Here is a 25,646-nt window from a genome sequence, read left to right as displayed (position 1 = left end):
ACAAATTATGCTTTACGTGCTGATATGACGCGTGAAGAATTTATAAAAGAAGTGCTTGATGGTATTGCTCCACCACCACAATATTTTGCAAAAAATGCCATGATGAATAAATCGGGCTACGATAATTTTGAAACTATTCTAAAAAAAGGAGATACACCACTTTCTCCAGAAGCTTTTGAAGCGATGGCTAATAGTGAAGATGCTTTAGTTTTAGACGTTAGGCATCAAGACGATTTTGTAAAAGGCCATATTCCTAATTCTATTTCTATTGGTATTCAAGGTGGGTTTGCGCCATGGGTTGGAGCTTTAATAACCGATTTAAAACAACCTATTTTACTTGTAGTTCCTGAAGGAAAGGCACAGGAAACTGTTACTAGACTATCTCGTGTAGGTTACGATAATACTTTAGGCTACTTAGAAGGTGGCATAGAAAGCTGGAAAACCGCAGGAAAAGACATTGAAACCATTGATTCTATATCTGTAGATGAATTCTCTAAACGTTTTAATACTGAAAACATAGAAGTTTTAGACGTTAGAAAAGATGGAGAATATAACTCGGAGCATTTAAAAGGCGACAACGTTAAACATTTTGCCTTAGACTATATTAACGATAATATGAACAGTATCGATAAAAACCAAACTTATTACGTGCATTGTGCTGGTGGTTATCGCTCGGTAATAGCGGCTTCTATTTTAAAAGCAAGAGGTTTTGATAACTTAATTGATATTGCTGGTGGATTTGGAGCTATTAAAAATTCCGATTTACCAACCACAGATTTCGTATGTCCATCAACACTATAAATAATAGTCTTTTATTTTTTAGACATGGAAAAGAATATAGGTTCTATCGATAAAGCCATTAGAATACTTACTGGAATTACGGTTGCTTTACTGTATTATTTTAATATTATTTCAGGGACTTTAGCTTTTGTTTTAATGGTCGTTGCCATTATTTTACTGGTAACGAGTTTGATTAATTCCTGTCCAATTTATAGTCTTCTTAAAATAAACTCCACTAAAAAAGAAAAATAGAGAATTACATTAATAGCAAAAAAAAGACCTTTCAAATAAAATTTTGAAAGGTCTTTTTAATTTTTGCTTATATATATTTTACACGAGCTCGGCACTTAAACCAGCTTCTAACAGCATAGAACAGCGTGGTTTTAAATCGTCTAGCAAACCGGTTTTTACGGTACATTTCCCTTTGTAATGCACTAACATAGCACATTGTTCTGCTTGCTCTGGCGTGTGCTCGCAAGCATAAATTAATGTCTCGATAACATGGTCGAAGGTGTTTACATCATCGTTATGCAAAACAATCTCGTTTTGAGTTAAAACCTCCTCTTCTAATAATAATTCTTCAGATGTTTGTTCTCTTGTACTCATAATAATCCTTTGTTTTTTCAAATATTTTTTCGTTAGAAAAAGCATTTACATTAGCCATTAATTATTCTACTAATTTAGAAATTTTAACGATACCCAATTGTTTCTTTCTAACTTTTCTTCAAATTTTAACAAATGTTTTTCGCATTCCGCTGTAATTAACGGAATATCCTCAGCGTAAAATCCGCTTAAAAACAACATCCCATTTTCATTTAAGCAAGATGCATAAACCCCCATATCTTGCAGTAAGATATTACGGTTAATATTAGCTATAATAACATCGTAACTTTTGCCTTTTAAAACAGAAGCATCACCTTCTATTACTGTAATATGTTTCGCATTATTACGCTCTACATTTTCCAAACTATTAAGGTAACACCAGTTATCATAATCTACCGCGTCTAAAGGTTTTGCGCCTTTCATTTCAGCTAAAATCGCCAAAACACCAGTACCACAACCCATATCTAAAACCGATTTATCTTTTAAATCTGTTTTTAATACATGTTGAATCATCATGTGCGTGGTTTCGTGATGCCCCGTACCAAAACTCATTTTTGGCTCTATAATAATATCGTAAGTTGTATCTGGTTTCTCATGAAATGGTGCACGTACAGAACAGGCATCATCAACAATGATAGGATTGAAATTCTTTTCCCATTCCTCGTTCCAGTTGGTTTGTTCTATTTCGTTGAATTCGTAGGTAATTTCGAATTCATCAGAGTTCAATATTTGAATATCGTCTAAAATATCGGCATTCCATTCTTCTTTTTGAATGTATGCTGTGGCACCATCTTCGTTTTCTACAAAGCTTTCGAAACCGGCGTAACCCAATTCGGCTATTAAGATTTCGACTGCGGGTTGTAATGGTTTTACTTTAAATTGATACCCGATATAAATAATGTTTGACATGACGTGTTTTATTAGAGTGCAAATTTAAGTGTTATTAACGGAGTTCGTTATAAAATTTTATTAAAAATTAGTTTGAAGTGGTTACTTTATTACGGTTCTAGTCCTGCCAACATTAGTAGATATCACGCACAATTCCGTAAACCAGATTTGTTTTTCCTTTTCAAGAAAACAAAAAACACCTTACCAATTGAATGATAAGGTGTTTTTAATATGGTACTGGGTTGGCCCGCGTTAGGGATTGAGGCTTTGTTGGAGCTCTTTTTGTGTGGTTGCACTTATGCAACACAAAAAAGCGACTGCCAAAATATTTATATTCATGAGTTCTTTAATTGAAAAATAAGACGGCACGAATAAAGCCCGACCCTTTTCGGGGAACGCCCAAATTATTTTTTAAAAGGCATTTACAATTGCGAAAAAATCTTCAGCATTTAAAGCTGCTCCACCAATTAAACCGCCATCGACGTCTGGTTTAGAGAAAATTTCTTCAGCATTTGCTGGCTTAACACTACCTCCGTAAAGGATTGAAACCTCATCGGCTACATCATTTCCGTATTTATCGGCTAGTGTTTTTCTAATAAACGCATGCATATCTTGTGCTTGCTCTGGGCTCGCTGTTTCGCCTGTACCAATAGCCCAAACAGGCTCGTAAGCTAAAACGATGTTCTGAAATGCCGCTGCATCTAAATGAAACAAAGCGTTTTTAATTTGGTTACCTACAATGGTTTCTTCGTTACCCGATTTTCTGTCGGCTAATTCTTCTCCAAAACAAAAGATAACGCGCATTCCTTTTGCTAAGGCTGCATCTACTTTTTTTGCTAATAACTCGTCGGTTTCATTAAAATATTCACGACGTTCGCTATGCCCTAATATTACGGTATTGATACCGATACTTTTTAACATGCTTGCGCTAATTTCGCCAGTATAGGCGCCATTTTCGGCAAAGTGCATGTTTTGTGCAACGACTTCAATATTTGACATTTTTAAAGTTTGATATGCCTGAAATAAATTGGTGTATGTTGGTGCCACCATTACTTCGGCATTAGAGGTTGTTCTTTGGTTTTTTAAGGCGGTTAATAAAGATTCAGTTTGTGCTAAATCGTTATTCATTTTCCAGTTTCCTGCTACAATATTTTTTCTCATGGCTGAAATTAACCTTACCAATACAAGCAAGGTGTCTTTTTATTAGTTAATAATTGTTGTTTTCTACTGCTAAAATAGTTAATTTTTTAATGCTTCTATCAACTTATCGTCATCAGCTTCGATAACATTAAATACAACGATTTCGCCAGCTTTATTTATTACCATATATCTTGGAATCCAACTGATGTTTAAAAAATCGGCAAAATCGCAATCTTTTGCATTTGGCATAAAGTAATGATCGCCTTCCACTTGGTATTTCACAATACCGCGTTGCCACGCCCCTTGTTCTCTATCTAAAGATAAAAATACATAAGCTACATCTGGATTATTAGCTTGTAATGCTTTAACTTTTGGCATACCTTTAATGCAATCGCTGCACCAAGACGCCCAAACATCTATAACGATAGTTTTGCCTTTATGCTTATCTAATATGCTTTGAAAGGTTACTTCTGTACCGTTTTGAGCGATGAAGGTATCGTTTAAAGCTTCGGTTGAAAATTGCTTTGGCTCATCTTTACAGCTTAAAAAACTAATTAATAAAATGAAAATATACTTTAACTTGTTCATATAAAAAGGGTTTGAAAATGTTTACGCTTTCGCGGAAATAAAAATTTATTTTAATTTCACTTTTGGGTCTAACCAAACATAGATTAAGTCGACAAAAATGTTGATAATTACAAATAACACGGCAATAACTAAAACGGCGCCCATTATGACGGGTAAATCGAGTGTATTAAGCGCATTAACGATTTCTTTACCGAGGCCGTTCCATCCGAAAATATATTCTACAAAAACCGCGCCCGCTAGCATAGATGCAAACCAACCTGATATAGCGGTTACTACTGGGTTTAATGCATTTTTAACAGCATGTTTTTTTATGATTTGAAATTCGCTAAGTCCTTTAGCACGTGCTGTACGAATGTAATCTTGATTAAATACTTCCAACAATGAATTCCGCATTAACTGAATAACGACGGCCAAGGGACGAATACCTAAAACAACGGCTGGTAATATTAAATTTTTCCATTTAATATGCATGGCTTCGCCGAAATCGTCCAGTTCGTACAAACTGCCCGTCATTTCTAAATTAGTGTATTCGTGTAATAAAAAACCGAAAAACCAGGCAAAAAGAATAGCGCTAAAAAAGGACGGCACACTCATACCTAAAGTACTAAAAATCTGTATGGTTTTATCAATCCATTGATCTTTATATAATGCGGAAACAATGCCTAAAATAATACCCAAAATCATGGCGATTACAATAGCCGACACGGCTAAAACAAAAGTATTAGGTAAAGTTTCGGCTAGTACCTGACTTACTTTTTTGCCTTGTTTTGTAAAGGATTCTCGTAAATACGGGAATTTTAAAACGATTGTCGTATTTCCGATAGTAAATAAATTTGCTGCTGAATATTTTCCATCACGTAAAAAGGTGTAATCTTCCTTTTGATTGCAATGAAAGGAAATAGGCGACAAATCATTCAAGTAATAGAAATACTGTGTACTTACAGGTTTATCGAAACCGTATTTTTGTTTGACAATTGCGAGTTGTTCGCTGTCTTCATTTTGACCCAACATCATTTGAGCCGGATCGCCAGGAAGCACATTGAATAAAAAGAAAATAACGGTAACCACCCCAAATAATGTGAGGAAAGCGTAAGTTATTTTGTTTATTAAGTAGCTCAATATGGGTTATTAGTTTTATTTTTTTAATGTCACTTTTACCATACTCGTGTAATCGCTATGGTTTGCGGCGTTTATAGAATCTAATTCAGTAGTTGATGTTTTTAAAACATTTACAGACTCAATAGTTTCGGTATTTAGACTATCAACTTCAGACTTTGTTGCTGTTACGTTATCTATTTGATATAAAATATGTTCAACTTTTACAGCTTCTGCCTGTCTTTCAACCTTTGGTAGTTTTAAATCTTTAAGATCGTTCCAATGTACTTTTTGCGTAATTGTACCTTTTTCTAAAGCAATAATTCCTGGATTAGAACGCACAATAGTTTTCAGTGCTTTTTCATCACATAAATAAAATTCAAAATCGATGTTATAATCTTCTTTTAAAGCCTGCTTCTCCGTATTTCCTGATGCCGTAAGTCCGATAATTTTATAGCCATTTTTACGAGCTTCGTCTTGTAAGGCCTTTAATTTTAAACCACCTGCACGCTCCATACTCTCTAAATTGTATGAAACTACGATAATTAAATGCTCATCATTTAAAAAAGTTTCTGTTAAATCTTCATCGTCCGATTCAATAGAAAAATCATAAATTGGAGGTTCATAACCTGCTGAAACTTCTTTGGTATCTACACTTATAAATTCGCCTTCTACGGTTGGGTAAGCGCCGTTAGTGGTTATTATTTTTTCTTCGCCACCTACTTTAAATTTCCATGAATATTCTACTACAGGTTTTGCAGCATCTTCGGGTACACTCATGCCTTCTTGAATATTTGCGCCAATTTTATAAGCTCTAAAATCTTTAGCTGGTAGGTGCATTAATACATGATAGCCAAACCATAAACTAAAAATAAAACTAAGTAAAGCCAAAATAGTTGTTGTTAATTTCCCGAAAAGAGGTTTAACATGTTTTGCTCCAACAAAGAGAATAAGAATAAAAAATAGTAGTACAATATCTTTAGTAAAACTTTCCCATGGCGTTAATTTTAGGGCATCGCCAAAGCAACCACAATCTTTTACTTTATCAAAATACGCAGAATAAAAAGTTAAGAAAGTAAAAAATACAATCATTAATAATAAACTCCAAATCGTGAATTTTGGTTTATACCCAATAAGTAAGAACACGCCTAAAACCACTTCGAATACCACAACTAAAACCGATATCATTAAAGCGTAAGGCTCTAAAAAGGGTAGGTTTAAAACGTCAGGACTAAAATATTCGGCTAATTTGTATGAAAATCCCAACGGATCGTTCAGTTTAATTAATCCTGAAATAATGAATAATACACCAACAAATATCCGACTTATACTTACTAAAATTTTCATGCTTTTTTTATTTTAATTAAATGCTAAAACCGTCTGTTTCAACTTTAATCTTATTTTATTTATTTTTGATTTAAGCCTCTTGAGTCAGGTGAATCATTGCGAAAATGGCATAATTAATCATGTCCTGATAATTAGCATCAATGCCCTCGCTAACTATGGTTTTACCCTTATTATCTTCAATTTGCTTAACACGTAGTAATTTCTGCAAAATTAAATCGGTTAAACTACTTACTCGCATATCTCGCCAAGCCTCACCATAATCGTGATTTTTGTTTTCCATTAAGGTTTTGGTAGTCGCAATTTGCTTTTCGTAAAGTTCGGTAGCGGCTACAGTAGATAAATCGGGTTGTTCTACCACACCTTTCTCCAACTGAATAAGTGCCATAACCGAATAATTTATAATACCAATAAACTCGCTAATTTCTCCTTCGTCTACTTTTCTAACATCATTTTCTTGCAATCCTCGAATACGTTGTGCTTTAATAAAAATTTGATCGGTAAGCGATGGCAAACGCAGTATTCGCCATGCACTTCCGTAATCACTCATTTTTTTAATGAACAAACTTTTACAGGTATTTATAACGGCATCGTATTGTTTTGAGGTATCTTGCATGTATCGTTTAATTTTCTGTAAATTTCGCTTAAATTGTTTAAAGTTCAAAAGTTTTTAGAAGGAAGTTTGACGATACAATTTTAAAGTTTTACGTTTGATATTTAATAGGTAATATACTTGGATTTTTAACATTATGACGATCAATTGCAAAGGAAACCTCATTGATTTATCATCACCTAAAGTGATGGGTATTTTGAATATTACTCCAGATTCTTTTTATGATGGCGGACAACATAAAAACGAAAAACAAATGCTTCAACATACCGAAAACATGTTGACTGATGGCGCTACATTTATAGATATTGGCGCTTATAGTTCGCGACCAAATGCCGACCATGTTAGCGAAACCGACGAACTTAACCGTATTTTACCCATTGTAAAACTTATTTTAAAAGAATTTCCAAACACTTTAATTTCTATCGATACGTTTAGAAGCGCTATTGCAAAACATTGTATTGAAGCTGGCGCAGCTTTAATTAATGATATTTCGGCTGGAAAATTGGATACTGAAATGCTAAAAACAGTTGCCGATTTACAGGTCCCTTATATTATGATGCATATGCGTGGCGAACCGCAAACCATGCAAAACCATACCGATTACGATAATTTAGTAAAAGAGATGCTCTTTTATTTTTCCGAACGTTTGGCGGCTACAAAACAATTAGGCATTACCGATGTTATTATAGATCCCGGTTTTGGATTTGCAAAAACTCTAGAGCAAAATTTTGAATTACTGAACAAACTAGAATTATTTAAAATGATTGAACACCCAATGCTCGTTGGAATTTCTAGAAAATCGATGATATACAAAACGTTAAACACCACTGCCCAACACGCACTTAACGGCACCTCGGTTTTAAATACCGTTGCCCTCCAAAAAGGTGCTTCTATTTTACGCGTACATGATGTAAAAGAAGCTGTTGAATGTGTGAAATTAGTTGAATTGCTTCGTGCTTAGTTTTAATAAATTATGAAAAATATAGTCCCCCTTCTTATTCTATTATTTTTGTTTTCATGTGGAAATGAAAAAGTGTTGCAATTGCCAGAAATCAATCATTCCGAAATTTCGGAAATCAACGATGTTTCGGTGGCTTATCTTTTTTACGATGAAACCCAACCAGATAGTTTAGAATTGAATAGAAAAAACATTATTAACACCACAAATTGGTTGATTAATGTGGATAAACGCCTTAAGCTAAAACAAGTTATTCCGAAAATTTCATTTCTTCAAAAGAAAAAAGTAAGCGCTGGCCATCAAAAGGAAGGCGTTAAAAATTATTTCACTTGTCATGATACAAGTACGAAAAGCCCAGGATTTATTGAATTTACCGATATTACCTATCATCAAAACTCAGTTTCAGAATACTTAGAAACGGCTTCAACTTCAGAAAAAATAAAGCACGCCATACAAGTGAATATTAACGAAAGCCAAGAAATTACCATTATAAACTCCGTTTTAAATTCGCCCACTATAAATACATCCAAAAATAATTTAATTACCGATTTAAACCGTGTGGACATTAAAAACGGACAAATTTATTTAAGCTTTCACGAGAATTTACTCTTTCAAGAATACATTACTTACAAAATGCTATTCGATAAAGTAGGTTTTGACAAAACAACGATATCACAAGAAGAATTTATTTTTAATTAACTCTAATTTACTAAATTTACAAAAACACACTACCCTTGGAAATTTTTAATGACCTTTTAAACTTTAAAATCGTTGATATTATAGATGTTATTTTAGTCGCAGTACTACTTTACTACGTTTATAAACTAACAAAAGGCACGGTTGCCATCAATATTTTTATTGGCATTATTATAATATATTTTGTTTGGAAACTTACCGAATTCTTAGAAATGGAATTGCTTACCGGCATTTTCGGAGGCTTTATGCAAGTAGGAATTATCGCGCTTATTGTCGTTTTTCAACCTGAAATTAGAAAGTTTTTATTGATGGTAGGATCTACTAATTTTAATGGGAGACGTAAATTTTTACAACAATTTAAATTCTTAAAAACCGAAACTAGCGATGGCACTGATGTGGACGTTATTGTATCGGCATGTAATAAAATGGCGATGACTAAAACGGGCGCTTTAATAGTTTTTGAACGGAATAATAATTTAGATTTTATTGCCGACTCTGGAGATGAAATGAATATTAAAGTTACTCAACCTATTATTGAAAGTATTTTTTTAAAAATAGTCCGCTGCATGATGGAGCCATCATTATAAATGATAATATTGTTAAGGCCACTCGTGTAATTCTTCCTGTTAATAACGAAAAAAACATACCAAAACGCTTTGGTTTACGCCACCGCGCTGCTATTGGTGTTACTGAAAAAACAGATGCCTTAGCCTTAGCGGTAAGTGAAGAAACAGGACATATTTCTTATTTTAAAGATGGTGAATTTGTAGTTTTCGAAAACAACGCCGAATTAATAGCGCTTATTAAAAAAGATTTAGCGTAATTCCTGTTCTATATTTTTCAAATTACAAGGCAACCTAACAAAACTCTAAGCAACATCTTGCTTTAAAAACTGCACTTCGTATAAGTTTCTATAATAGCCATTTTCTTTTTGAAGTAGCTCATTATGCGTGCCTTGTTCTACAATTTCGCCAGCATCCATAACAATAATTTTATCGGCCTTTTTAATGGTTGCCAAACGATGTGCGATAACAATTGAGGTTCTACCCTTTGTGATTTTATCGGTAGCATTTTGAATAAGTTGCTCCGAATAAGAATCGACTGACGACGTGGCTTCATCTAAAACCAAAATACTTGGGTTTGTAACATAAGCACGTAAAAATGAAATAAGTTGACGTTGACCAGATGAAAGCATCACACCACGTTCCTTCACATTGTAATGATAGCCGTTTGGAAGACTCATAATAAAATCGTGAATACCAATAGCTTTTGCAGATTCTATAACTTCGGCTTCTGTTATTTCTGGATTATTAAGTGTAATATTATTAAGAATAGTATCGGCAAACAAAAAAACATCTTGTAAAACTACCGCTATTTGACTTCTTAAAGATTGTAAAGTAACATCCTTTATATTGACATCATCAACAGCAATAATACCTTCTTTAATTTCGTAAAAACGATTCAATAAATTAATAATGGTCGATTTCCCTGCTCCAGTTGCACCAACGATAGCAACGGTTTCTCCCGCTTTTACATCAAAAGAAATACCTTTTAGTACGGCTTCATCTTCAACATAATTAAAAAACACGGTATCAAACTTAATATTGCCTTTAAAATTTTCTGCTATATGTGTGCCATGGTCGTCTATTTGTGATGTGGTATCTAACACTTTAAATACACGGTTTGCTGCGACCATACCCATTTGTAAAGTATTGAATTTATCTGCAATTTGACGCAAGGGTCTAAACAACATCGGGATAAACATGATGAAAGCAATTAAATCGCCTTGTGAAACATCGGTACCTTTTAAAACCACGTGTAAACCACCATACCAAGCCACTAGTCCTGTAGCGATAGATGCTGACAAATCGGGCAATGGAAAGAAAATGGAGTTATACCAAACGGTTTTTAACCACCCCTTTTTATGGCGTTCGTTAATGGCTTTAAATTTTCTTAACTCGGTATCTTCTCGAGTAAAAAGTTGTAAAATCTTCATTCCTGTTAAGCGTTCTTGCACAAAGGAATTTAAATTAGACACCTCGGTACGCACTTCTTCAAAAGCCTTTTTCATTACTTTTTGAAAAATTCGAGTGGCGTATATTAACAAAGGAAGCATAATAAAAACCATGAGGCTTAATTTCGCATTAATATATACCATTACGGCAAAAACAACAATCATGGTAAGTAAATCTTTAACAATCATGAATAATCCTTGTCCGAAAATATCTGCAATTCGTTCCATATCAGTCACCGCTCGAGTAATGAGGACACCTACGGAAGAACTATCGTAATACTTCATTTTAAAACTCAGTAAATGATTGAATAGTTTAGTACGCACATCTTTTACTAAATTTTGCCCCAACCAAGCTGCATAATAAATAAAGCCAAGTTGAAACACGGTTTGAAGTATGAGTACTACAAACATAATAATCACGTAAAACAGGAAATCGTCAACCTTATTAACAGCAATACTATTATCAATGGCATATTTAGTTAAATAAGGCGTTGCCGCACTAAAGGCCGCCAACAACACCACCATAACTAGTAAGCTTATAAAAACGAAATTATACGGTTTTATATATGTAAACAACCTTTTAAAAAGGGTGATATCAAAAATATTTTCTTTCGGTTTGCTCATTTATATTATTATATCTTGAGGATATTCTACGTTTATTAAATATAAGCCATGTGCAGGAACTGAAAAGCCAGCTTCGCTCCTATTTTTAGACTTAATAATATGATGTAATTGGTCTACGGGAATTTTCCCTAAACCAATATTTATTATGGTGCCAACAATGGCGCGGACCATGTTTCGCAAAAAACGGTCGGCCTTAATGGTGAACTGAAGTTCGTTTTCAACAAGCTGCCAATCGGCTTTCATTATAGTACATAAAAAAGTTTTTACTTCTGTTTTACTTTTTGAAAAACATTGAAAATCGTTGTATTCAAATAGAATTTTAGCAGCTGCTTTCATTTTATCCACATCCAAACTATGTTTTACGTAATAAGCGCTCTCGTTATTAAAAACATCTTTTTGTAACGAAACTCGATACAAATAAGTACGGCTTATGGCATGAAAACGCGCATGTACATCATCTTTCACTTGAAAAATAGCTTGCACGGCGACATCTTTGGTAAAAACGAATTGAGCTTAAACACAAAATTCGGATCATTTAAAGTAGCCTCAAAATCAAAATGAGCAAACATTTGTTTAGCATGCACACCAGTATCTGTACGACCTGCCCCCATTATTGAAATAGGTGTTCTGAGCAAAGTAGACAATGCTTTTTCTAAAACTTCTTGAACAGAAATAGCATCGGGCTGAATTTGCCACCCGTGATAGGCACTACCATTATAAGAGAGTTCTATAAAATATCGCAATTTGTTTTAATACTTTTGTTGAAACAACAAATATAGCTAGTTTTGCCGTGCTTGCGAAAGCCCTAATCTTAATTATATATTAAAAGATTTTAATGACCAAAATATTACTCCTTTCAGACACCCATAGTTATATAGACGATGCCATTTTAAAACATGTAAAACAAGCCGATGAAGTATGGCATGCTGGTGATATTGGCGACTTAAAAGTAACCGACGCCATAAAAAAACTAAAACCTTTACGAGGGGTATATGGCAATATTGATGATGCTAAAGCCCGAGGTGAATTTCCTGAACACAATCGTTTTATGTGCGAAGATGTGGATGTTTGGATTACCCATATTGGTGGTTATCCTCCAAAATATAATATTAGAGTCGTTGAAGAAATCAAGAAAAACCCACCACGTATTTTTATTTCAGGACATTCTCATATACTTAAAGTTATGCCCGATAAGAAGCTAAATCTTATTCATATGAATCCTGGTGCTGTAGGAAAACATGGCTTTCATAAGGTTCGAACCATGCTGCGCTTCACTATTGAAGGAAAAAAGATAGATAATTTAGAAGTTATTGAATTTCCAGACAGACACCCGAAAGTTTAATTCCAAAAATAAAAAAACTCCGAAAGTTTTCACTTCGGAGTTTTACGCACTAATAGTACTAAGATGTTAGGTTTATCGTAATCGATCAACAGATTTTACAAGTTCTTCATCCTTCTTGATGGCCTTATTGGCATGGCCATTTGCCAATAAGGCCATCAAGAAGGATGAAGAACTTGTAAAATCTGTTGATCGATTACGATAAACCTAACATCTTAGTACTATTAGTGCGTAAAACTCCGAAGTGAAAACTTTCGGAGTTTTTTTATTTTTGGAATTAAACTTTCGGGTGTCTGTCTGGAAATTCAATAACTTCTAAATTATCTATCTTTTTTCCTTCAATAGTGAAGCGCAGCATGGTTCGAACCTTATGAAAGCCATGTTTTCCTACAGCACCAGGATTCATATGAATAAGATTTAGCTTCTTATCGGGCATAACTTTAAGTATATGAGAATGTCCTGAAATAAAAATACGTGGTGGGTTTTTCTTGATTTCTTCAACGACTCTAATATTATATTTTGGAGGATAACCACCAATATGGGTAATCCAAACATCCACATCTTCGCACATAAAACGATTGTGTTCAGGAAATTCACCTCGGGCTTTAGCATCATCAATATTGCCATATACCCCTCGTAAAGGTTTTAGTTTTTTTATGGCGTCGGTTACTTTTAAGTCGCCAATATCACCAGCATGCCATACTTCATCGGCTTGTTTTACATGTTTTAAAATGGCATCGTCTATATAACTATGGGTGTCTGAAAGGAGTAATATTTTGGTCATTAAAATCTTTTAATATATAATTAAGATTAGGGCTTTCGCAAGCACGGCAAAACTAGCTATATTTGTTGTTTCAACAAAAGTATTAAAACAAATTGCGATATTTTATAGAACTCTCTTATAATGGTAGTGCCTATCACGGGTGGCAAATTCAGCCCGATGCTATTTCTGTTCAAGAAGTTTTAGAAAAAGCATTGTCTACTTTGCTCAGAACACCTATTTCAATAATGGGGGCAGGTCGTACAGATACTGGTGTGCATGCTAAACAAATGTTTGCTCATTTTGATTTTGAGGCTACTTTAAATGATCCGAATTTTGTGTTTAAGCTCAATTCGTTTTTACCAAAAGATGTCGCCGTGCAAGCTATTTTTCAAGTGAAAGATGATGTACATGCGCGTTTTCATGCCATAAGCCGTACTTATTTGTATCGAGTTTCGTTACAAAAAGATGTTTTTAATAACGAGAGCGCTTATTACGTAAAACATAGTTTGGATGTGGATAAAATGAAAGCAGCTGCTAAAATTCTATTTGAATACAACGATTTTCAATGTTTTTCAAAAAGTAAAACAGAAGTAAAAACTTTTTTATGTACTATAATGAAAGCCGATTGGCAGCTTGTTGAAAACGAACTTCAGTTCACCATTAAGGCCGACCGTTTTTTGCGAAACATGGTCCGCGCCATTGTTGGCACCATAATAAATATTGGTTTAGGGAAAATTCCCGTAGACCAATTACATCATATTATTAAGTCTAAAAATAGGAGCGAAGCTGGCTTTTCAGTTCCTGCACATGGCTTATATTTAATAAACGTAGAATATCCTCAAGATATAATAATATAAATGAGCAAACCGAAAGAAAATATTTTTGATATCACCCTTTTTAAAAGGTTGTTTACATATATAAAACCGTATAATTTCGTTTTTATAAGCTTACTAGTTATGGTGGTGTTGTTGGCGGCCTTTAGTGCGGCAACGCCTTATTTAACTAAATATGCCATTGATAATAGTATTGCTGTTAATAAGGTTGACGATTTCCTGTTTTACGTGATTATTATGTTTGTAGTACTCATACTTCAAACCGTGTTTCAACTTGGCTTTATTTATTATGCAGCTTGGTTGGGGCAAAATTTAGTAAAAGATGTGCGTACTAAACTATTCAATCATTTACTGAGTTTTAAAATGAAGTATTACGATAGTTCTTCCGTAGGTGTCCTCATTACTCGAGCGGTGACTGATATGGAACGAATTGCAGATATTTTCGGACAAGGATTATTCATGATTGTTAAAGATTTACTTACCATGATTGTTGTTTTTGCCGTAATGGTATATATTAATGCGAAATTAAGCCTCATGGTTTTTATTATGCTTCCTTTGTTAATATACGCCACTCGAATTTTTCAAAAAGTAATGAAAAAGGCTTTTGAAGAAGTGCGTACCGAGGTGTCTAATTTAAATTCCTTTGTGCAAGAACGCTTAACAGGAATGAAGATTTTACAACTTTTTACTCGAGAAGATACCGAGTTAAGAAAATTTAAAGCCATTAACGAACGCCATAAAAAGGGGTGGTTAAAAACCGTTTGGTATAACTCCATTTTCTTTCCATTGCCCGATTTGTCAGCATCTATCGCTACAGGACTAGTGGCTTGGTATGGTGGTTTACACGTGGTTTTAAAAGGTACCGATGTTTCACAAGGCGATTTAATTGCTTTCATCATGTTTATCCCGATGTTGTTTAGACCCTTGCGTCAAATTGCAGATAAATTCAATACTTTACAAATGGGTATGGTCGCAGCAAACCGTGTATTTAAAGTGTTAGATACCACATCACAAATAGACGACCATGGCACACATATAGCAGAAAATTTTAAAGGCAATATTAAGTTTGATACCGTGTTTTTTAATTATGTTGAAGATGAAGCCGTACTAAAAGGTATTTCTTTTGATGTAAAAGCGGGAGAAACCGTTGCTATCGTTGGTGCAACTGGAGCAGGGAAATCGACCATTATTAATTTATTGAATCGTTTTTACGAAATTAAAGAAGGTATTATTGCTGTTGATGATGTCAATATAAAGGATGTTACTTTACAATCTTTAAGAAGTCAAATAGCGGTAGTTTTACAAGATGTTTTTTTGTTTGCCGATACTATTCTTAATAATATTACACTTAATAATCCAGAAATAACAGAAGCCGAAGTTATAGAATCTGCAAAAGCTATTGGTATTCACGATTTTATTATGAGTCTTCCAAACGGCTATCATTACAATGTGAAGGAACGTGGTGTGATGCTTTCATCTGGTCAACGTCAACTTATTTCATTTTTACGTGCTTATGTTACAAACCCAAGTATTTTGGTTTTAGATGAAGCCACGTCGTCAGTCGATTCTTATTCGGAGCAACTTATTCAAAATGCTACCGATAAAATCACAAAGGGTAGAACCTCAATTGTTATCGCACATCGTTTGGCAACCATTAAAAAGGCCGATAAAATTATTGTTATGGATGCTGGCGAAATTGTAGAACAAGGCACGCATAATGAGCTACTTCAAAAAGAAAATGGCTATTATAGAAACTTATACGAAGTGCAGTTTTTAAAGCAAGATGTTGCTTAGAGTTTTGTTAGGTTGCCTTGTAATTTGAAAAATATAGAACAGGAATTACGCTAAATCTTTTTTAATAAGCGCTATTAATTCGGCGTTGTTTTCGAAAACTACAAATTCACCATCTTTAAAATAAGAAATATGTCCTGTTTCTTCACTTACCGCTAAGGCTAAGGCATCTGTTTTTTCAGTAACACCAATAGCAGCGCGGTGGCGTAAACCAAAGCGTTTTGGTATGTTTTTTTCGTTATTAACAGGAAGAATTACACGAGTGGCCTTAACAATATTATCATTTATAATGATGGCTCCATCATGCAGCGGACTATTTTTAAAAAAAATACTTTCAATAATAGGTTGAGTAACTTTAATATTCATTTCATCTCCAGAGTCGGCAATAAAATCTAAATTATTATTCCGTTCAAAAACTATTAAAGCGCCCGTTTTAGTCATCGCCATTTTATTACATGCCGATACAATAACGTCCACATCAGTGCCATCGCTAGTTTCGGTTTTTAAGAATTTAAATTGTTGTAAAAATTTACGTCTCCCATTAAAATTAGTAGATCCTACCATCAATAAAAACTTTCTAATTTCAGGTTGAAAAACGACAATAAGCGCGATAATTCCTACTTGCATAAAGCCTCCGAAAATGCCGGTAAGCAATTCCATTTCTAAGAATTCGGTAAGTTTCCAAACAAAATATATTATAATAATGCCAATAAAAATATTGATGGCAACCGTGCCTTTTGTTAGTTTATAAACGTAGTAAAGTAGTACTGCGACTAAAATAACATCTATAATATCAACGATTTTAAAGTTTAAAAGGTCATTAAAAATTTCCAAGGGTAGTGTGTTTTTGTAAATTTAGTAAATTAGAGTTAATTAAAAATAAATTCTTCTTGTGATATCGTTGTTTTGTCAAAACCTACTTTATCGAATAGCATTTTGTAAGTAATGTATTCTTGAAAGAGTAAATTCTCGTGAAAGCTTAAATAAATTTGTCCGTTTTTAATGTCCACACGGTTTAAATCGGTAATTAAATTATTTTTGGATGTATTTATAGTGGGCGAATTTAAAACGGAGTTTATAATGGTAATTTCTTGGCTTTCGTTAATATTCACTTGTATGGCGTGCTTTATTTTTTCTGAAGTTGAAGCCGTTTCTAAGTATTCTGAAACTGAGTTTTGATGATAGGTAATATCGGTAAATTCAATAAATCCTGGGCTTTTCGTACTTGTATCATGACAAGTGAAATAATTTTTAACGCCTTCCTTTTGATGGCCAGCGCTTACTTTTTTCTTTTGAAGAAATGAAATTTTCGGAATAACTTGTTTTAGCTTAAGGCGTTTATCCACATTAATCAACCAATTTGTGGTGTTAATAATGTTTTTTCTATTCAATTCTAAACTATCTGGTTGGGTTTCATCGTAAAAAAGATAAGCCACCGAAACATCGTTGATTTCCGAAATTTCGGAATGATTGATTTCTGGCAATTGCAACACTTTTTCATTTCCACATGAAAACAAAAATAATAGAATAAGAAGGGGGACTATATTTTTCATAATTTATTAAAACTAAGCACGAAGCAATTCAACTAATTTCACACATTCAACAGCTTCTTTTACATCATGTACGCGTAAAATAGAAGCACCTTTTTGGAGGGCAACGGTATTTAAAACCGAGGTGCCGTTAAGTGCGTGTTGGGCAGTGGTGTTTAACGTTTTGTATATCATCGATTTTCTAGAAATTCCAACGAGCATTGGGTGTTCAATCATTTTAAATAATTCTAGTTTGTTCAGTAATTCAAAATTTTGCTCTAGAGTTTTTGCAAATCCAAAACCGGGATCTATAATAACATCGGTAATGCCTAATTGTTTTGTAGCCGCCAAACGTTCGGAAAAATAAAAGAGCATCTCTTTTACTAAATTATCGTAATCGGTATGGTTTTGCATGGTTTGCGGTTCGCCACGCATATGCATCATAATATAAGGGACCTGTAAATCGGCAACTGTTTTTAGCATTTCAGTATCCAATTTTCCAGCCGAAATATCATTAATTAAAGCTGCGCCAGCTTCAATACAATGTTTTGCAATAGCGCTTCTAAACGTATCGATAGAAATTAAAGTGTTTGGAAATTCTTTTAAAATAAGTTTTACAATGGGTAAAATACGGTTAAGTTCGTCGGTTTCGCTAACATGGTCGGCATTTGGTCGCGAACTATAAGCGCCAATATCTATAAATGTAGCGCCATCAGTCAACATGTTTTCGGTATGTTGAAGCATTTGTTTTTCGTTTTTATGTTGTCCGCCATCATAAAAAGAATCTGGAGTAATATTCAAAATACCCATCACTTTAGGTGATGATAAATCAATGAGGTTTCCTTTGCAATTGATCGTCATAATGTTAAAAATCCAAGTATATTACCTATTAAATATCAAACGTAAAACTTTAAAATTGTATCGTCAAACTTCCTTCTAAAAACTTTTGAACTTTAAACAATTTAAGCGAAATTTACAGAAAATTAAACGATACATGCAAGATACCTCAAAACAATACGATGCCGTTATAAATACCTGTAAAAGTTTGTTCATTAAAAAAATGAGTGATTACGGAAGTGCATGGCGAATACTGCGTTTGCCATCGCTTACCGATCAAATTTTTATTAAAGCACAACGTATTCGAGGATTGCAAGAAAATGATGTTAGAAAAGTAGACGAAGGAGAAATTAGCGAGTTTATTGGTATTATAAATTATTCGGTTATGGCACTTATTCAGTTGGAGAAAGGTGTGGTAGAACAACCCGATTTATCTACTGTAGCCGCTACCGAACTTTACGAAAAGCAAATTGCGACTACCAAAACCTTAATGGAAAACAAAAATCACGATTATGGTGAGGCTTGGCGAGATATGCGAGTAAGTAGTTTAACCGATTTAATTTTGCAGAAATTACTACGTGTTAAGCAAATTGAAGATAATAAGGGTAAAACCATAGTTAGCGAGGGCATTGATGCTAATTATCAGGACATGATTAATTATGCCATTTTCGCAATGATTCACCTGACTCAAGAGGCTTAAATCAAAAATAAATAAAATAAGATTAAAGTTGAAACAGACGGTTTTAGCATTTAATTAAAATAAAAAAAGCATGAAAATTTTAGTAAGTATAAGTCGGATATTTGTTGGTGTATTATTCATTATTTCAGGATTAATTAAACTGAACGATCCGTTGGGATTTTCATACAAATTAGCCGAATATTTTAGTCCTGACGTTTTAAACCTACCCTTTTTAGAGCCTTACGCTTTAATGATATCGGTTTTAGTTGTGGTATTCGAAGTGGTTTTAGGCGTGTTCTTACTTATTGGGTATAAACCAAAATTCACGATTTGGAGTTTATTATTAATGATTGTATTTTTTACTTTCTTAACTTTTTATTCTGCGTATTTTGATAAAGTAAAAGATTGTGGTTGCTTTGGCGATGCCCTAAAATTAACGCCATGGGAAAGTTTTACTAAAGATATTGTACTACTATTTTTTATTCTTATTCTCTTTGTTGGAGCAAAACATGTTAAACCTCTTTTCGGGAAATTAACAACAACTATTTTGGCTTTACTTAGTTTTATTTTTAGTTTATGGTTTGGCTATCATGTATTAATGCACCTACCAGCTAAAGATTTTAGAGCTTATAAAATTGGCGCAAATATTCAAGAAGGCATGAGTGTACCCGAAGATGCTGCAAAACCTGTAGTAGAATATTCATGGAAATTTAAAGTAGGTGGCGAAGAAAAAATAATAACCACTAACGGCGCTTACCCAACCGTAGAAGGCGAATTTATAAGTGTAGATACCAAAGAAGTTTCAGCAGGTTATGAACCTCCAATTTATGATTTTTCTATTGAATCGGACGATGAAGATTTAACAGAAACTTTTTTAAATGATGAGCATTTAATTATCGTAGTTTCATACAATTTAGAGAGTATGGAGCGTGCAGGTGGTTTAAAATTAAAGGCCTTACAAGACGAAGCTCGTAAAAATGGCTATAAAATTATCGGACTTACGGCATCAGGAAATACGGAGAAGCAGGCTTTAAAAGAAGATTATAACATCGATTTTGAATTTTATTTATGTGATGAAAAAGCACTGAAAACTATTGTGCGTTCTAATCCAGGAATTATTGCTTTAGAAAAAGGTACAATTACGCAAAAAGTACATTGGAACGATCTTAAAGATTTAAAACTACCAAAGGTTGAAAGACAGGCAGAAGCTGTAAAAGTTGAACATATTTTATATCAAATAGATAACGTAACAGCAACAAAGTCTGAAGTTGATAGTCTAAATACCGAAACTATTGAGTCTGTAAATGTTTTAAAAACATCAACTACTGAATTAGATTCTATAAACGCCGCAAACCATAGCGATTACACGAGTATGGTAAAAGTGACATTAAAAAAATAAAACTAATAACCCATATTGAGCTACTTAATAAACAAAATAACTTACGCTTTCCTCACATTATTTGGGGTGGTTACCGTTATTTTCTTTTTATTCAATGTGCTTCCTGGCGATCCGGCTCAAATGATGTTGGGTCAAAATGAAGACAGCGAACAACTCGCAATTGTCAAACAAAAATACGGTTTCGATAAACCTGTAAGTACACAGTATTTCTATTACTTGAATGATTTGTCGCCTATTTCCTTTCATTGCAATCAAAAGGAAGATTACACCTTTTTACGTGATGGAAAATATTCAGCAGCAAATTTATTTACTATCGGAAATACGACAATCGTTTTAAAATTCCCGTATTTACGAGAATCCTTTACAAAACAAGGCAAAAAAGTAAGTCAGGTACTAGCCGAAACTTTACCTAATACTTTTGTTTTAGCCGTGTCGGCTATTGTAATCGCCATGATTTTGGGTATTATTTTAGGCATTGTTTCCGCATTATATAAAGATCAATGGATTGATAAAACCATACAGATTTTTAGTACTTTAGGTATGAGTGTGCCGTCCTTTTTTAGCGCTATTCTTTTTGCCTGGTTTTTCGGTTTTTTATTACACGAATACACTAATTTAGAAATGACGGGCAGTTTGTACGAACTGGACGATTTCGGCGAAGCCATGCATATTAAATGGAAAAATTTAATATTACCAGCCGTTGTTTTAGGTATTCGTCCCTTGGCCGTCGTTATTCAGTTAATGCGGAATTCATTGTTGGAAGTATTTAATCAAGATTACATTCGTACAGCACGTGCTAAAGGACTTAGCGAATTTCAAATCATAAAAAAACATGCTGTTAAAAATGCATTAAACCCAGTAGTAACCGCTATATCAGGTTGGTTTGCATCTATGCTAGCGGGCGCGGTTTTTGTAGAATATATTTTCGGATGGAACGGCCTCGGTAAAGAAATCGTTAATGCGCTTAATACACTCGATTTACCCGTCATAATGGGCGCCGTTTTAGTTATTGCCGTGTTATTTGTAATTATCAACATTTTTGTCGACTTAATCTATGTTTGGTTAGACCAAAAGTGAAATTAAAATAAATTTTTATTTCCGCGAAAGCGTAAACATTTTCAAACCCTTTTTATATGAACAAGTTAAAGTATATTTTCATTTTATTAATTAGTTTTTTAAGCTGTAAAGATGAGCCAAAGCAATTTTCAACCGAAGCTTTAAACGATACCTTCATCGCTCAAAACGGTACAGAAGTAACCTTTCAAAGCATATTAGATAAGCATAAAGGCAAAACTATCGTTATAGATGTTTGGGCGTCTTGGTGCAGCGATTGCATTAAAGGTATGCCAAAAGTTAAAGCATTACAAGCTAATAATCCAGATGTAGCTTATGTATTTTTATCTTTAGATAGAGAACAAGGGGCGTGGCAACGCGGTATTGTGAAATACCAAGTGGAAGGCGATCATTACTTTATGCCAAATGCAAAAGATTGCGATTTTGCCGATTTTTTAAACATCAGTTGGATTCCAAGATATATGGTAATAAATAAAGCTGGCGAAATCGTTGTATTTAATGTTATCGAAGCTGATGACGATAAGTTGATAGAAGCATTAAAAAATTAACTATTTTAGCAGTAGAAAACAACAATTATTAACTAATAAAAAGACACCTTGCTTGTATTGGTAAGGTTAATTTCAGCCATGAGAAAAAATATTGTAGCAGGAAACTGGAAAATGAATAACGATTTAGCACAAACTGAATCTTTATTAACCGCCTTAAAAAACCAAAGAACAACCTCTAATGCCGAAGTAATGGTGGCACCAACATACACCAATTTATTTCAGGCATATCAAACTTTAAAAATGTCAAATATTGAAGTCGTTGCACAAAACATGCACTTTGCCGAAAATGGCGCCTATACTGGCGAAATTAGCGCAAGCATGTTAAAAAGTATCGGTATCAATACCGTAATATTAGGGCATAGCGAACGTCGTGAATATTTTAATGAAACCGACGAGTTATTAGCAAAAAAAGTAGATGCAGCCTTAGCAAAAGGAATGCGCGTTATCTTTTGTTTTGGAGAAGAATTAGCCGACAGAAAATCGGGTAACGAAGAAACCATTGTAGGTAACCAAATTAAAAACGCTTTGTTTCATTTAGATGCAGCGGCATTTCAGAACATCGTTTTAGCTTACGAGCCTGTTTGGGCTATTGGTACAGGCGAAACAGCGAGCCCAGAGCAAGCACAAGATATGCATGCGTTTATTAGAAAAACACTAGCCGATAAATACGGAAATGATGTAGCCGATGAGGTTTCAATCCTTTACGGAGGTAGTGTTAAGCCAGCAAATGCTGAAGAAATTTTCTCTAAACCAGACGTCGATGGCGGTTTAATTGGTGGAGCAGCTTTAAATGCTGAAGATTTTTTCGCAATTGTAAATGCCTTTTAAAAAATAATTTGGGCGTTCCCCGAAAAGGGTCGGGCTTTATTCGTGCCGTCTTATTTTTCAATTAAAGAACTCATGAATATAAATATTTTGGCAGTCGCTTTTTTGTGTTGCATAAGTGCAACCACACAAAAAGAGCTCCAACAAAGCCTCAATCCCTAACGCGGGCCAACCCAGTACCATATTAAAAACACCTTATCATTCAATTGGTAAGGTGTTTTTTGTTTTCTTGAAAAGGAAAAACAAATCTGGTTTACGGAATTGTGCGTGATATCTACTAATGTTGGCAGGACTAGAACCGTAATAAAGTAACCACTTCAAACTAATTTTTAATAAAATTTTATAACGAACTCCGTTAATAACACTTAAATTTGCACTCTAATAAAACACGTCATGTCAAACATTATTTATATCGGGTATCAATTTAAAGTAAAACCATTACAACCCGCAGTCGAAATCTTAATAGCCGAATTGGGTTACGCCGGTTTCGAAAGCTTTGTAGAAAACGAAGATGGTGCCACAGCATACATTCAAAAAGAAGAATGGAATGCCGATATTTTAGACGATATTCAAATATTGAACTCTGATGAATTCGAAATTACCTACGAATTCAACGAAATAGAACAAACCAACTGGAACGAGGAATGGGAAAAGAATTTCAATCCTATCATTGTTGATGATGCCTGTTCTGTACGTGCACCATTTCATGAGAAACCAGATACAACTTACGATATTATTATAGAGCCAAAAATGAGTTTTGGTACGGGGCATCACGAAACCACGCACATGATGATTCAACATGTATTAAAAACAGATTTAAAAGATAAATCGGTTTTAGATATGGGTTGTGGTACTGGTGTTTTGGCGATTTTAGCTGAAATGAAAGGCGCAAAACCTTTAGACGCGGTAGATTATGATAACTGGTGTTACCTTAATAGTTTGGAAAATGTAGAGCGTAATAATGCGAAACATATTACAGTAATAGAAGGTGATGCTTCTGTTTTAAAAGGCAAAAGTTACGATGTTATTATAGCTAATATTAACCGTAATATCTTACTGCAAGATATGGGGGTTTATGCATCTTGCTTAAATGAAAATGGGATGTTGTTTTTAAGCGGATTTTACGCTGAGGATATTCCGTTAATTACAGCGGAATGCGAAAAACATTTGTTAAAATTTGAAGAAAAGTTAGAAAGAAACAATTGGGTATCGTTAAAATTTCTAAATTAGTAGAATAATTAATGGCTAATGTAAATGCTTTTTCTAACGAAAAAATATTTGAAAAAACAAAGGATTATTATGAGTACAAGAGAACAAACATCTGAAGAATTATTATTAGAAGAGGAGGTTTTAACTCAAAACGAGATTGTTTTGCATAACGATGATGTAAACACCTTCGACCATGTTATCGAGACATTAATTTATGCTTGCGAGCACACGCCAGAGCAAGCAGAACAATGTGCTATGTTAGTGCATTACAAAGGGAAATGTACCGTAAAAACCGGTTTGCTAGACGATTTAAAACCACGCTGTTCTATGCTGTTAGAAGCTGGTTTAAGTGCCGAGCTCGTGTAAAATATATATAAGCAAAAATTAAAAAGACCTTTCAAAATTTTATTTGAAAGGTCTTTTTTTTGCTATTAATGTAATTCTCTATTTTTCTTTTTTTAGTGGAGTTTATTTTAAGAAGACTATAAATTGGACAGGAATTAATCAAACTCGTTACCAGTAAAATAATGGCAACGACCATTAAAACAAAAGCTAAAGTCCCTGAAATAATATTAAAATAATACAGTAAAGCAACCGTAATTCCAGTAAGTATTCTAATGGCTTTATCGATAGAACCTATATTCTTTTCCATGTCTAAAAAATAAAAGACTATTATTTATAGTGTTGATGGACATACGAAATCTGTGGTTGGTAAATCGGAATTTTTAATAGCTCCAAATCCACCAGCAATATCAATTAAGTTATCAAAACCTCTTGCTTTTAAAATAGAAGCCGCTATTACCGAGCGATAACCACCAGCACAATGCACGTAATAAGTTTGGTTTTTATCGATACTGTTCATATTATCGTTAATATAGTCTAAGGCAAAATGTTTAACGTTGTCGCCTTTTAAATGCTCCGAGTTATATTCTCCATCTTTTCTAACGTCTAAAACTTCTATGTTTTCAGTATTAAAACGTTTAGAGAATTCATCTACAGATATAGAATCAATGGTTTCAATGTCTTTTCCTGCGGTTTTCCAGCTTTCTATGCCACCTTCTAAGTAGCCTAAAGTATTATCGTAACCTACACGAGATAGTCTAGTAACAGTTTCCTGTGCCTTTCCTTCAGGAACTACAAGTAAAATAGGTTGTTTTAAATCGGTTATTAAAGCTCCAACCCATGGCGCAAACCCACCTTGAATACCAATAGAAATAGAATTAGGAATATGGCCTTTTACAAAATCGTCTTGATGCCTAACGTCTAAAACTAAAGCATCTTCACTATTAGCCATCGCTTCAAAAGCTTCTGGAGAAAGTGGTGTATCTCCTTTTTTTAGAATAGTTTCAAAATTATCGTAGCCCGATTTATTCATCATGGCATTTTTTGCAAAATATTGTGGTGGTGGAGCAATACCATCAAGCACTTCTTTTATAAATTCTTCACGCGTCATATCAGCACGTAAAGCATAATTTGT

General features: G+C 33.9%; 30 protein-coding genes and 2 pseudogenes. 16 read left to right on the top strand and 16 right to left on the bottom strand.

Annotated elements, in window-relative coordinates:
* Together QWY92_RS02170 and QWY92_RS02165 are read left to right on the top strand one after the other, a co-directional pair.
* A partial coding sequence (locus QWY92_RS02170; RefSeq protein ID WP_290268255.1) for a rhodanese-like domain-containing protein occupies positions 1–801 on the top strand: 801 nt, incomplete at its 5' end.
* A gap of 24 nt (positions 802–825) precedes the next feature.
* A complete protein-coding gene (locus QWY92_RS02165; RefSeq protein WP_290268282.1) occupies positions 826–1,032 on the top strand; it encodes a YgaP family membrane protein in 207 nt (68 codons plus the stop codon).
* A 78-nt stretch (positions 1,033–1,110) separates the two neighbouring features.
* On the opposite strand, the gene QWY92_RS02160 is transcribed toward QWY92_RS02165, so the two are convergent.
* The 7 genes from QWY92_RS02160 to QWY92_RS02130 form a co-directional block, all read right to left on the bottom strand.
* Entirely contained in the window at positions 1,111–1,386 is a 276-nt protein-coding gene (locus tag QWY92_RS02160; RefSeq protein WP_290268259.1) for an ATP-dependent Clp protease adaptor ClpS, read from the bottom strand.
* A gap of 69 nt (positions 1,387–1,455) precedes the next feature.
* Positions 1,456–2,292 carry a 50S ribosomal protein L11 methyltransferase gene (gene prmA, locus QWY92_RS02155; RefSeq protein ID WP_290268261.1) on the bottom strand — a complete coding sequence of 279 codons (837 nt, stop codon included), beginning with the start codon at positions 2,290–2,292 and terminating at the stop codon, positions 1,456–1,458.
* A 390-nt stretch (positions 2,293–2,682) separates the two neighbouring features.
* Positions 2,683–3,432 (bottom strand): triose-phosphate isomerase, encoded by a 750-nt coding sequence (tpiA, locus tag QWY92_RS02150; RefSeq protein ID WP_290268262.1) that lies wholly within the window; start codon positions 3,430–3,432, stop codon positions 2,683–2,685.
* Positions 3,433–3,510: 78 nt separating this feature from the next.
* Positions 3,511–3,999: a TlpA family protein disulfide reductase gene (locus QWY92_RS02145; RefSeq protein WP_290268264.1), complete on the bottom strand. Its 489-nt coding sequence runs from the start codon at positions 3,997–3,999 to the stop codon at positions 3,511–3,513.
* Between the two features lie 45 nt (positions 4,000–4,044).
* Positions 4,045–5,121 (bottom strand): ABC transporter permease, encoded by a 1,077-nt coding sequence (locus QWY92_RS02140; protein ID WP_290268284.1) that lies wholly within the window; start codon positions 5,119–5,121, stop codon positions 4,045–4,047.
* 12 nt (positions 5,122–5,133) lie between these two features.
* Positions 5,134–6,441 carry a BT_3928 family protein gene (locus tag QWY92_RS02135; protein WP_290268266.1) on the bottom strand — a complete coding sequence of 436 codons (1,308 nt, stop codon included), beginning with the start codon at positions 6,439–6,441 and terminating at the stop codon, positions 5,134–5,136.
* A gap of 70 nt (positions 6,442–6,511) precedes the next feature.
* A complete protein-coding gene (locus tag QWY92_RS02130; RefSeq protein ID WP_290268267.1) occupies positions 6,512–7,054 on the bottom strand; it encodes a DUF1599 domain-containing protein in 543 nt (180 codons plus the stop codon).
* Positions 7,055–7,187: 133 nt separating this feature from the next.
* On the opposite strand from QWY92_RS02130, the gene folP (QWY92_RS02125) reads away from it, so the two are divergent.
* The 3 genes and pseudogenes from folP (QWY92_RS02125) to QWY92_RS02115 all read left to right on the top strand — a co-directional run bounded on the left by folP (QWY92_RS02125) (position 7,188) and on the right by QWY92_RS02115 (position 9,528).
* Complete coding sequence (gene folP, locus QWY92_RS02125) at positions 7,188–8,012, top strand: dihydropteroate synthase (protein WP_290268269.1); 825 nt, start codon at positions 7,188–7,190, stop codon at positions 8,010–8,012.
* Between the two features lie 12 nt (positions 8,013–8,024).
* Positions 8,025–8,708, top strand: a complete 684-nt coding sequence (locus QWY92_RS02120) for a hypothetical protein (RefSeq protein WP_290268271.1) — start codon at positions 8,025–8,027, stop codon at positions 8,706–8,708.
* A gap of 35 nt (positions 8,709–8,743) precedes the next feature.
* Positions 8,744–9,528, top strand: a pseudogene (locus tag QWY92_RS02115) (diadenylate cyclase).
* 45 nt (positions 9,529–9,573) lie between these two features.
* Here the strand turns inward: QWY92_RS02115 and QWY92_RS02110 are convergent.
* Both QWY92_RS02110 and truA (QWY92_RS02105) read right to left on the bottom strand, forming a co-directional pair.
* On the bottom strand, positions 9,574–11,343 hold the full coding sequence (locus QWY92_RS02110; RefSeq protein ID WP_290268276.1) for an ABC transporter ATP-binding protein: 1,770 nt from the start codon (positions 11,341–11,343) through the stop codon (positions 9,574–9,576).
* Positions 11,344–12,086: pseudogene (truA, locus tag QWY92_RS02105) on the bottom strand (tRNA pseudouridine(38-40) synthase TruA). It lies immediately after the preceding gene.
* Positions 12,087–12,178: 92 nt separating this feature from the next.
* Between truA (QWY92_RS02105) and QWY92_RS02100 the strand changes: the two are divergent.
* The gene (locus QWY92_RS02100; protein WP_290268280.1) at positions 12,179–12,685 is read left to right on the top strand and encodes a metallophosphoesterase family protein; all 507 of its coding nucleotides are present in this window, start codon (positions 12,179–12,181) and stop codon (positions 12,683–12,685) included.
* A 72-nt stretch (positions 12,686–12,757) separates the two neighbouring features.
* Here QWY92_RS02100 and QWY92_RS20745 read toward each other — a convergent pair whose 3' ends face one another.
* Positions 12,758–12,841: a hypothetical protein gene (locus tag QWY92_RS20745; RefSeq protein ID WP_496199478.1), complete on the bottom strand. Its 84-nt coding sequence runs from the start codon at positions 12,839–12,841 to the stop codon at positions 12,758–12,760.
* Here QWY92_RS20745 and QWY92_RS20740 point away from each other — a divergent pair.
* Positions 12,804–12,887, top strand: coding sequence for a DUF4293 family protein (locus QWY92_RS20740; RefSeq protein ID WP_496199477.1), 84 nt, complete (start codon positions 12,804–12,806; stop codon positions 12,885–12,887). The two genes, QWY92_RS20745 and QWY92_RS20740, sit on opposite strands and share 38 nt — an antisense overlap.
* A gap of 72 nt (positions 12,888–12,959) precedes the next feature.
* On the opposite strand, the gene QWY92_RS02090 is transcribed toward QWY92_RS20740, so the two are convergent.
* Positions 12,960–13,466, bottom strand: a complete 507-nt coding sequence (locus tag QWY92_RS02090) for a metallophosphoesterase family protein (RefSeq protein ID WP_290268280.1) — start codon at positions 13,464–13,466, stop codon at positions 12,960–12,962.
* A gap of 92 nt (positions 13,467–13,558) precedes the next feature.
* Between QWY92_RS02090 and truA (QWY92_RS02085) the strand changes: the two genes are divergently transcribed.
* Entirely contained in the window at positions 13,559–14,302 is a 744-nt protein-coding gene (truA, locus tag QWY92_RS02085) for a tRNA pseudouridine(38-40) synthase TruA (protein ID WP_290268278.1), read from the top strand.
* On the top strand, positions 14,303–16,072 hold the full coding sequence (locus tag QWY92_RS02080; RefSeq protein WP_290268276.1) for an ABC transporter ATP-binding protein: 1,770 nt from the start codon (positions 14,303–14,305) through the stop codon (positions 16,070–16,072).
* Positions 16,073–16,117: 45 nt separating this feature from the next.
* Here the strand turns inward: QWY92_RS02080 and QWY92_RS02075 are convergent, their stop codons facing one another.
* The 3 genes from QWY92_RS02075 to folP (QWY92_RS02065) are packed head-to-tail and all read right to left on the bottom strand — an operon-like array spanning position 16,118 to position 18,459.
* Positions 16,118–16,903, bottom strand: coding sequence for a diadenylate cyclase (locus tag QWY92_RS02075; RefSeq protein WP_290268274.1), 786 nt, complete (start codon positions 16,901–16,903; stop codon positions 16,118–16,120).
* Positions 16,904–16,938: 35 nt separating this feature from the next.
* The gene (locus tag QWY92_RS02070) at positions 16,939–17,622 is read right to left on the bottom strand and encodes a hypothetical protein (RefSeq protein WP_290268271.1); all 684 of its coding nucleotides are present in this window, start codon (positions 17,620–17,622) and stop codon (positions 16,939–16,941) included.
* 12 nt (positions 17,623–17,634) lie between these two features.
* Complete coding sequence (gene folP / locus QWY92_RS02065) at positions 17,635–18,459, bottom strand: dihydropteroate synthase (protein WP_290268269.1); 825 nt, start codon at positions 18,457–18,459, stop codon at positions 17,635–17,637.
* A gap of 133 nt (positions 18,460–18,592) precedes the next feature.
* Here folP (QWY92_RS02065) and QWY92_RS02060 point away from each other — a divergent pair, with 133 nt between their 5' ends.
* The 7 genes from QWY92_RS02060 to QWY92_RS02030 all read left to right on the top strand — a co-directional run bounded on the left by QWY92_RS02060 (position 18,593) and on the right by QWY92_RS02030 (position 24,535).
* A complete protein-coding gene (locus QWY92_RS02060) occupies positions 18,593–19,135 on the top strand; it encodes a DUF1599 domain-containing protein (RefSeq protein ID WP_290268267.1) in 543 nt (180 codons plus the stop codon).
* A gap of 70 nt (positions 19,136–19,205) precedes the next feature.
* The gene (locus QWY92_RS02055) at positions 19,206–20,513 is read left to right on the top strand and encodes a BT_3928 family protein (RefSeq protein ID WP_290268266.1); all 1,308 of its coding nucleotides are present in this window, start codon (positions 19,206–19,208) and stop codon (positions 20,511–20,513) included.
* 12 nt (positions 20,514–20,525) lie between these two features.
* Complete coding sequence (locus QWY92_RS02050) at positions 20,526–21,590, top strand: ABC transporter permease (RefSeq protein ID WP_290268283.1); 1,065 nt, start codon at positions 20,526–20,528, stop codon at positions 21,588–21,590.
* A 56-nt stretch (positions 21,591–21,646) separates the two neighbouring features.
* A complete protein-coding gene (locus tag QWY92_RS02045) occupies positions 21,647–22,135 on the top strand; it encodes a TlpA family protein disulfide reductase (RefSeq protein WP_290268264.1) in 489 nt (162 codons plus the stop codon).
* Between the two features lie 78 nt (positions 22,136–22,213).
* The gene (tpiA, locus tag QWY92_RS02040; protein ID WP_290268262.1) at positions 22,214–22,963 is read left to right on the top strand and encodes a triose-phosphate isomerase; all 750 of its coding nucleotides are present in this window, start codon (positions 22,214–22,216) and stop codon (positions 22,961–22,963) included.
* Between the two features lie 390 nt (positions 22,964–23,353).
* Entirely contained in the window at positions 23,354–24,190 is an 837-nt protein-coding gene (gene prmA, locus QWY92_RS02035; RefSeq protein ID WP_290268261.1) for a 50S ribosomal protein L11 methyltransferase, read from the top strand.
* 69 nt (positions 24,191–24,259) lie between these two features.
* The gene (locus QWY92_RS02030) at positions 24,260–24,535 is read left to right on the top strand and encodes an ATP-dependent Clp protease adaptor ClpS (RefSeq protein ID WP_290268259.1); all 276 of its coding nucleotides are present in this window, start codon (positions 24,260–24,262) and stop codon (positions 24,533–24,535) included.
* Between the two features lie 31 nt (positions 24,536–24,566).
* Here the strand turns inward: QWY92_RS02030 and QWY92_RS02025 are convergent, their stop codons facing one another.
* The gene (locus tag QWY92_RS02025; RefSeq protein ID WP_290268257.1) at positions 24,567–24,821 is read right to left on the bottom strand and encodes a YgaP family membrane protein; all 255 of its coding nucleotides are present in this window, start codon (positions 24,819–24,821) and stop codon (positions 24,567–24,569) included.
* Between the two features lie 24 nt (positions 24,822–24,845).
* On the bottom strand, positions 24,846–25,646 hold an 801-nt coding region (locus tag QWY92_RS02020), incomplete at its 5' end, for a rhodanese-like domain-containing protein (RefSeq protein ID WP_290268255.1).

Source organism: Algibacter miyuki (genome assembly GCF_030409805.1).
GTDB classification, from domain to species: domain Bacteria; phylum Bacteroidota; class Bacteroidia; order Flavobacteriales; family Flavobacteriaceae; genus Algibacter; species Algibacter miyuki.
This window is presented reverse-complemented; position numbering and strand designations above follow the sequence as displayed.

What these genes read in the sequence shown, in the direction of transcription:
- QWY92_RS02045 (WP_290268264.1), top strand. Translation starts at nt 21,647, where the DNA reads ATGAACAAGTTAAAGTATATTTTCATTTTATTAATTAGTTTTTTAAGC.
- QWY92_RS02025 (WP_290268257.1), bottom strand. Translation starts at nt 24,821, where the DNA reads ATGGAAAAGAATATAGGTTCTATCGATAAAGCCATTAGAATACTTACT.
- QWY92_RS02100 (WP_290268280.1), top strand. Translation starts at nt 12,179, where the DNA reads ATGACCAAAATATTACTCCTTTCAGACACCCATAGTTATATAGACGAT.
- QWY92_RS02080 (WP_290268276.1), top strand. Translation starts at nt 14,303, where the DNA reads ATGAGCAAACCGAAAGAAAATATTTTTGATATCACCCTTTTTAAAAGG.
- QWY92_RS02055 (WP_290268266.1), top strand. Translation starts at nt 19,206, where the DNA reads ATGAAAATTTTAGTAAGTATAAGTCGGATATTTGTTGGTGTATTATTC.
- prmA (WP_290268261.1), top strand. Translation starts at nt 23,354, where the DNA reads ATGTCAAACATTATTTATATCGGGTATCAATTTAAAGTAAAACCATTA.
- QWY92_RS20745 (WP_496199478.1), bottom strand. Translation starts at nt 12,841, where the DNA reads ATGGCCTTATTGGCAAATGGCCATGCCAATAAGGCCATCAAGAAGGAT.
- QWY92_RS02070 (WP_290268271.1), bottom strand. Translation starts at nt 17,622, where the DNA reads ATGAAAAATATAGTCCCCCTTCTTATTCTATTATTTTTGTTTTCATGT.
- tpiA (WP_290268262.1), top strand. Translation starts at nt 22,214, where the DNA reads ATGAGAAAAAATATTGTAGCAGGAAACTGGAAAATGAATAACGATTTA.
- folP (WP_290268269.1), bottom strand. Translation starts at nt 18,459, where the DNA reads ATGACGATCAATTGCAAAGGAAACCTCATTGATTTATCATCACCTAAA.
- QWY92_RS02130 (WP_290268267.1), bottom strand. Translation starts at nt 7,054, where the DNA reads ATGCAAGATACCTCAAAACAATACGATGCCGTTATAAATACCTGTAAA.
- QWY92_RS02110 (WP_290268276.1), bottom strand. Translation starts at nt 11,343, where the DNA reads ATGAGCAAACCGAAAGAAAATATTTTTGATATCACCCTTTTTAAAAGG.
- prmA (WP_290268261.1), bottom strand. Translation starts at nt 2,292, where the DNA reads ATGTCAAACATTATTTATATCGGGTATCAATTTAAAGTAAAACCATTA.
- tpiA (WP_290268262.1), bottom strand. Translation starts at nt 3,432, where the DNA reads ATGAGAAAAAATATTGTAGCAGGAAACTGGAAAATGAATAACGATTTA.
- QWY92_RS02135 (WP_290268266.1), bottom strand. Translation starts at nt 6,441, where the DNA reads ATGAAAATTTTAGTAAGTATAAGTCGGATATTTGTTGGTGTATTATTC.
- QWY92_RS02145 (WP_290268264.1), bottom strand. Translation starts at nt 3,999, where the DNA reads ATGAACAAGTTAAAGTATATTTTCATTTTATTAATTAGTTTTTTAAGC.
- QWY92_RS02160 (WP_290268259.1), bottom strand. Translation starts at nt 1,386, where the DNA reads ATGAGTACAAGAGAACAAACATCTGAAGAATTATTATTAGAAGAGGAG.
- QWY92_RS02090 (WP_290268280.1), bottom strand. Translation starts at nt 13,466, where the DNA reads ATGACCAAAATATTACTCCTTTCAGACACCCATAGTTATATAGACGAT.
- QWY92_RS02120 (WP_290268271.1), top strand. Translation starts at nt 8,025, where the DNA reads ATGAAAAATATAGTCCCCCTTCTTATTCTATTATTTTTGTTTTCATGT.
- QWY92_RS02030 (WP_290268259.1), top strand. Translation starts at nt 24,260, where the DNA reads ATGAGTACAAGAGAACAAACATCTGAAGAATTATTATTAGAAGAGGAG.
- QWY92_RS02060 (WP_290268267.1), top strand. Translation starts at nt 18,593, where the DNA reads ATGCAAGATACCTCAAAACAATACGATGCCGTTATAAATACCTGTAAA.
- folP (WP_290268269.1), top strand. Translation starts at nt 7,188, where the DNA reads ATGACGATCAATTGCAAAGGAAACCTCATTGATTTATCATCACCTAAA.
- QWY92_RS02165 (WP_290268282.1), top strand. Translation starts at nt 826, where the DNA reads ATGGAAAAGAATATAGGTTCTATCGATAAAGCCATTAGAATACTTACT.
- QWY92_RS20740 (WP_496199477.1), top strand. Translation starts at nt 12,804, where the DNA reads ATGGCCTTATTGGCATGGCCATTTGCCAATAAGGCCATCAAGAAGGAT.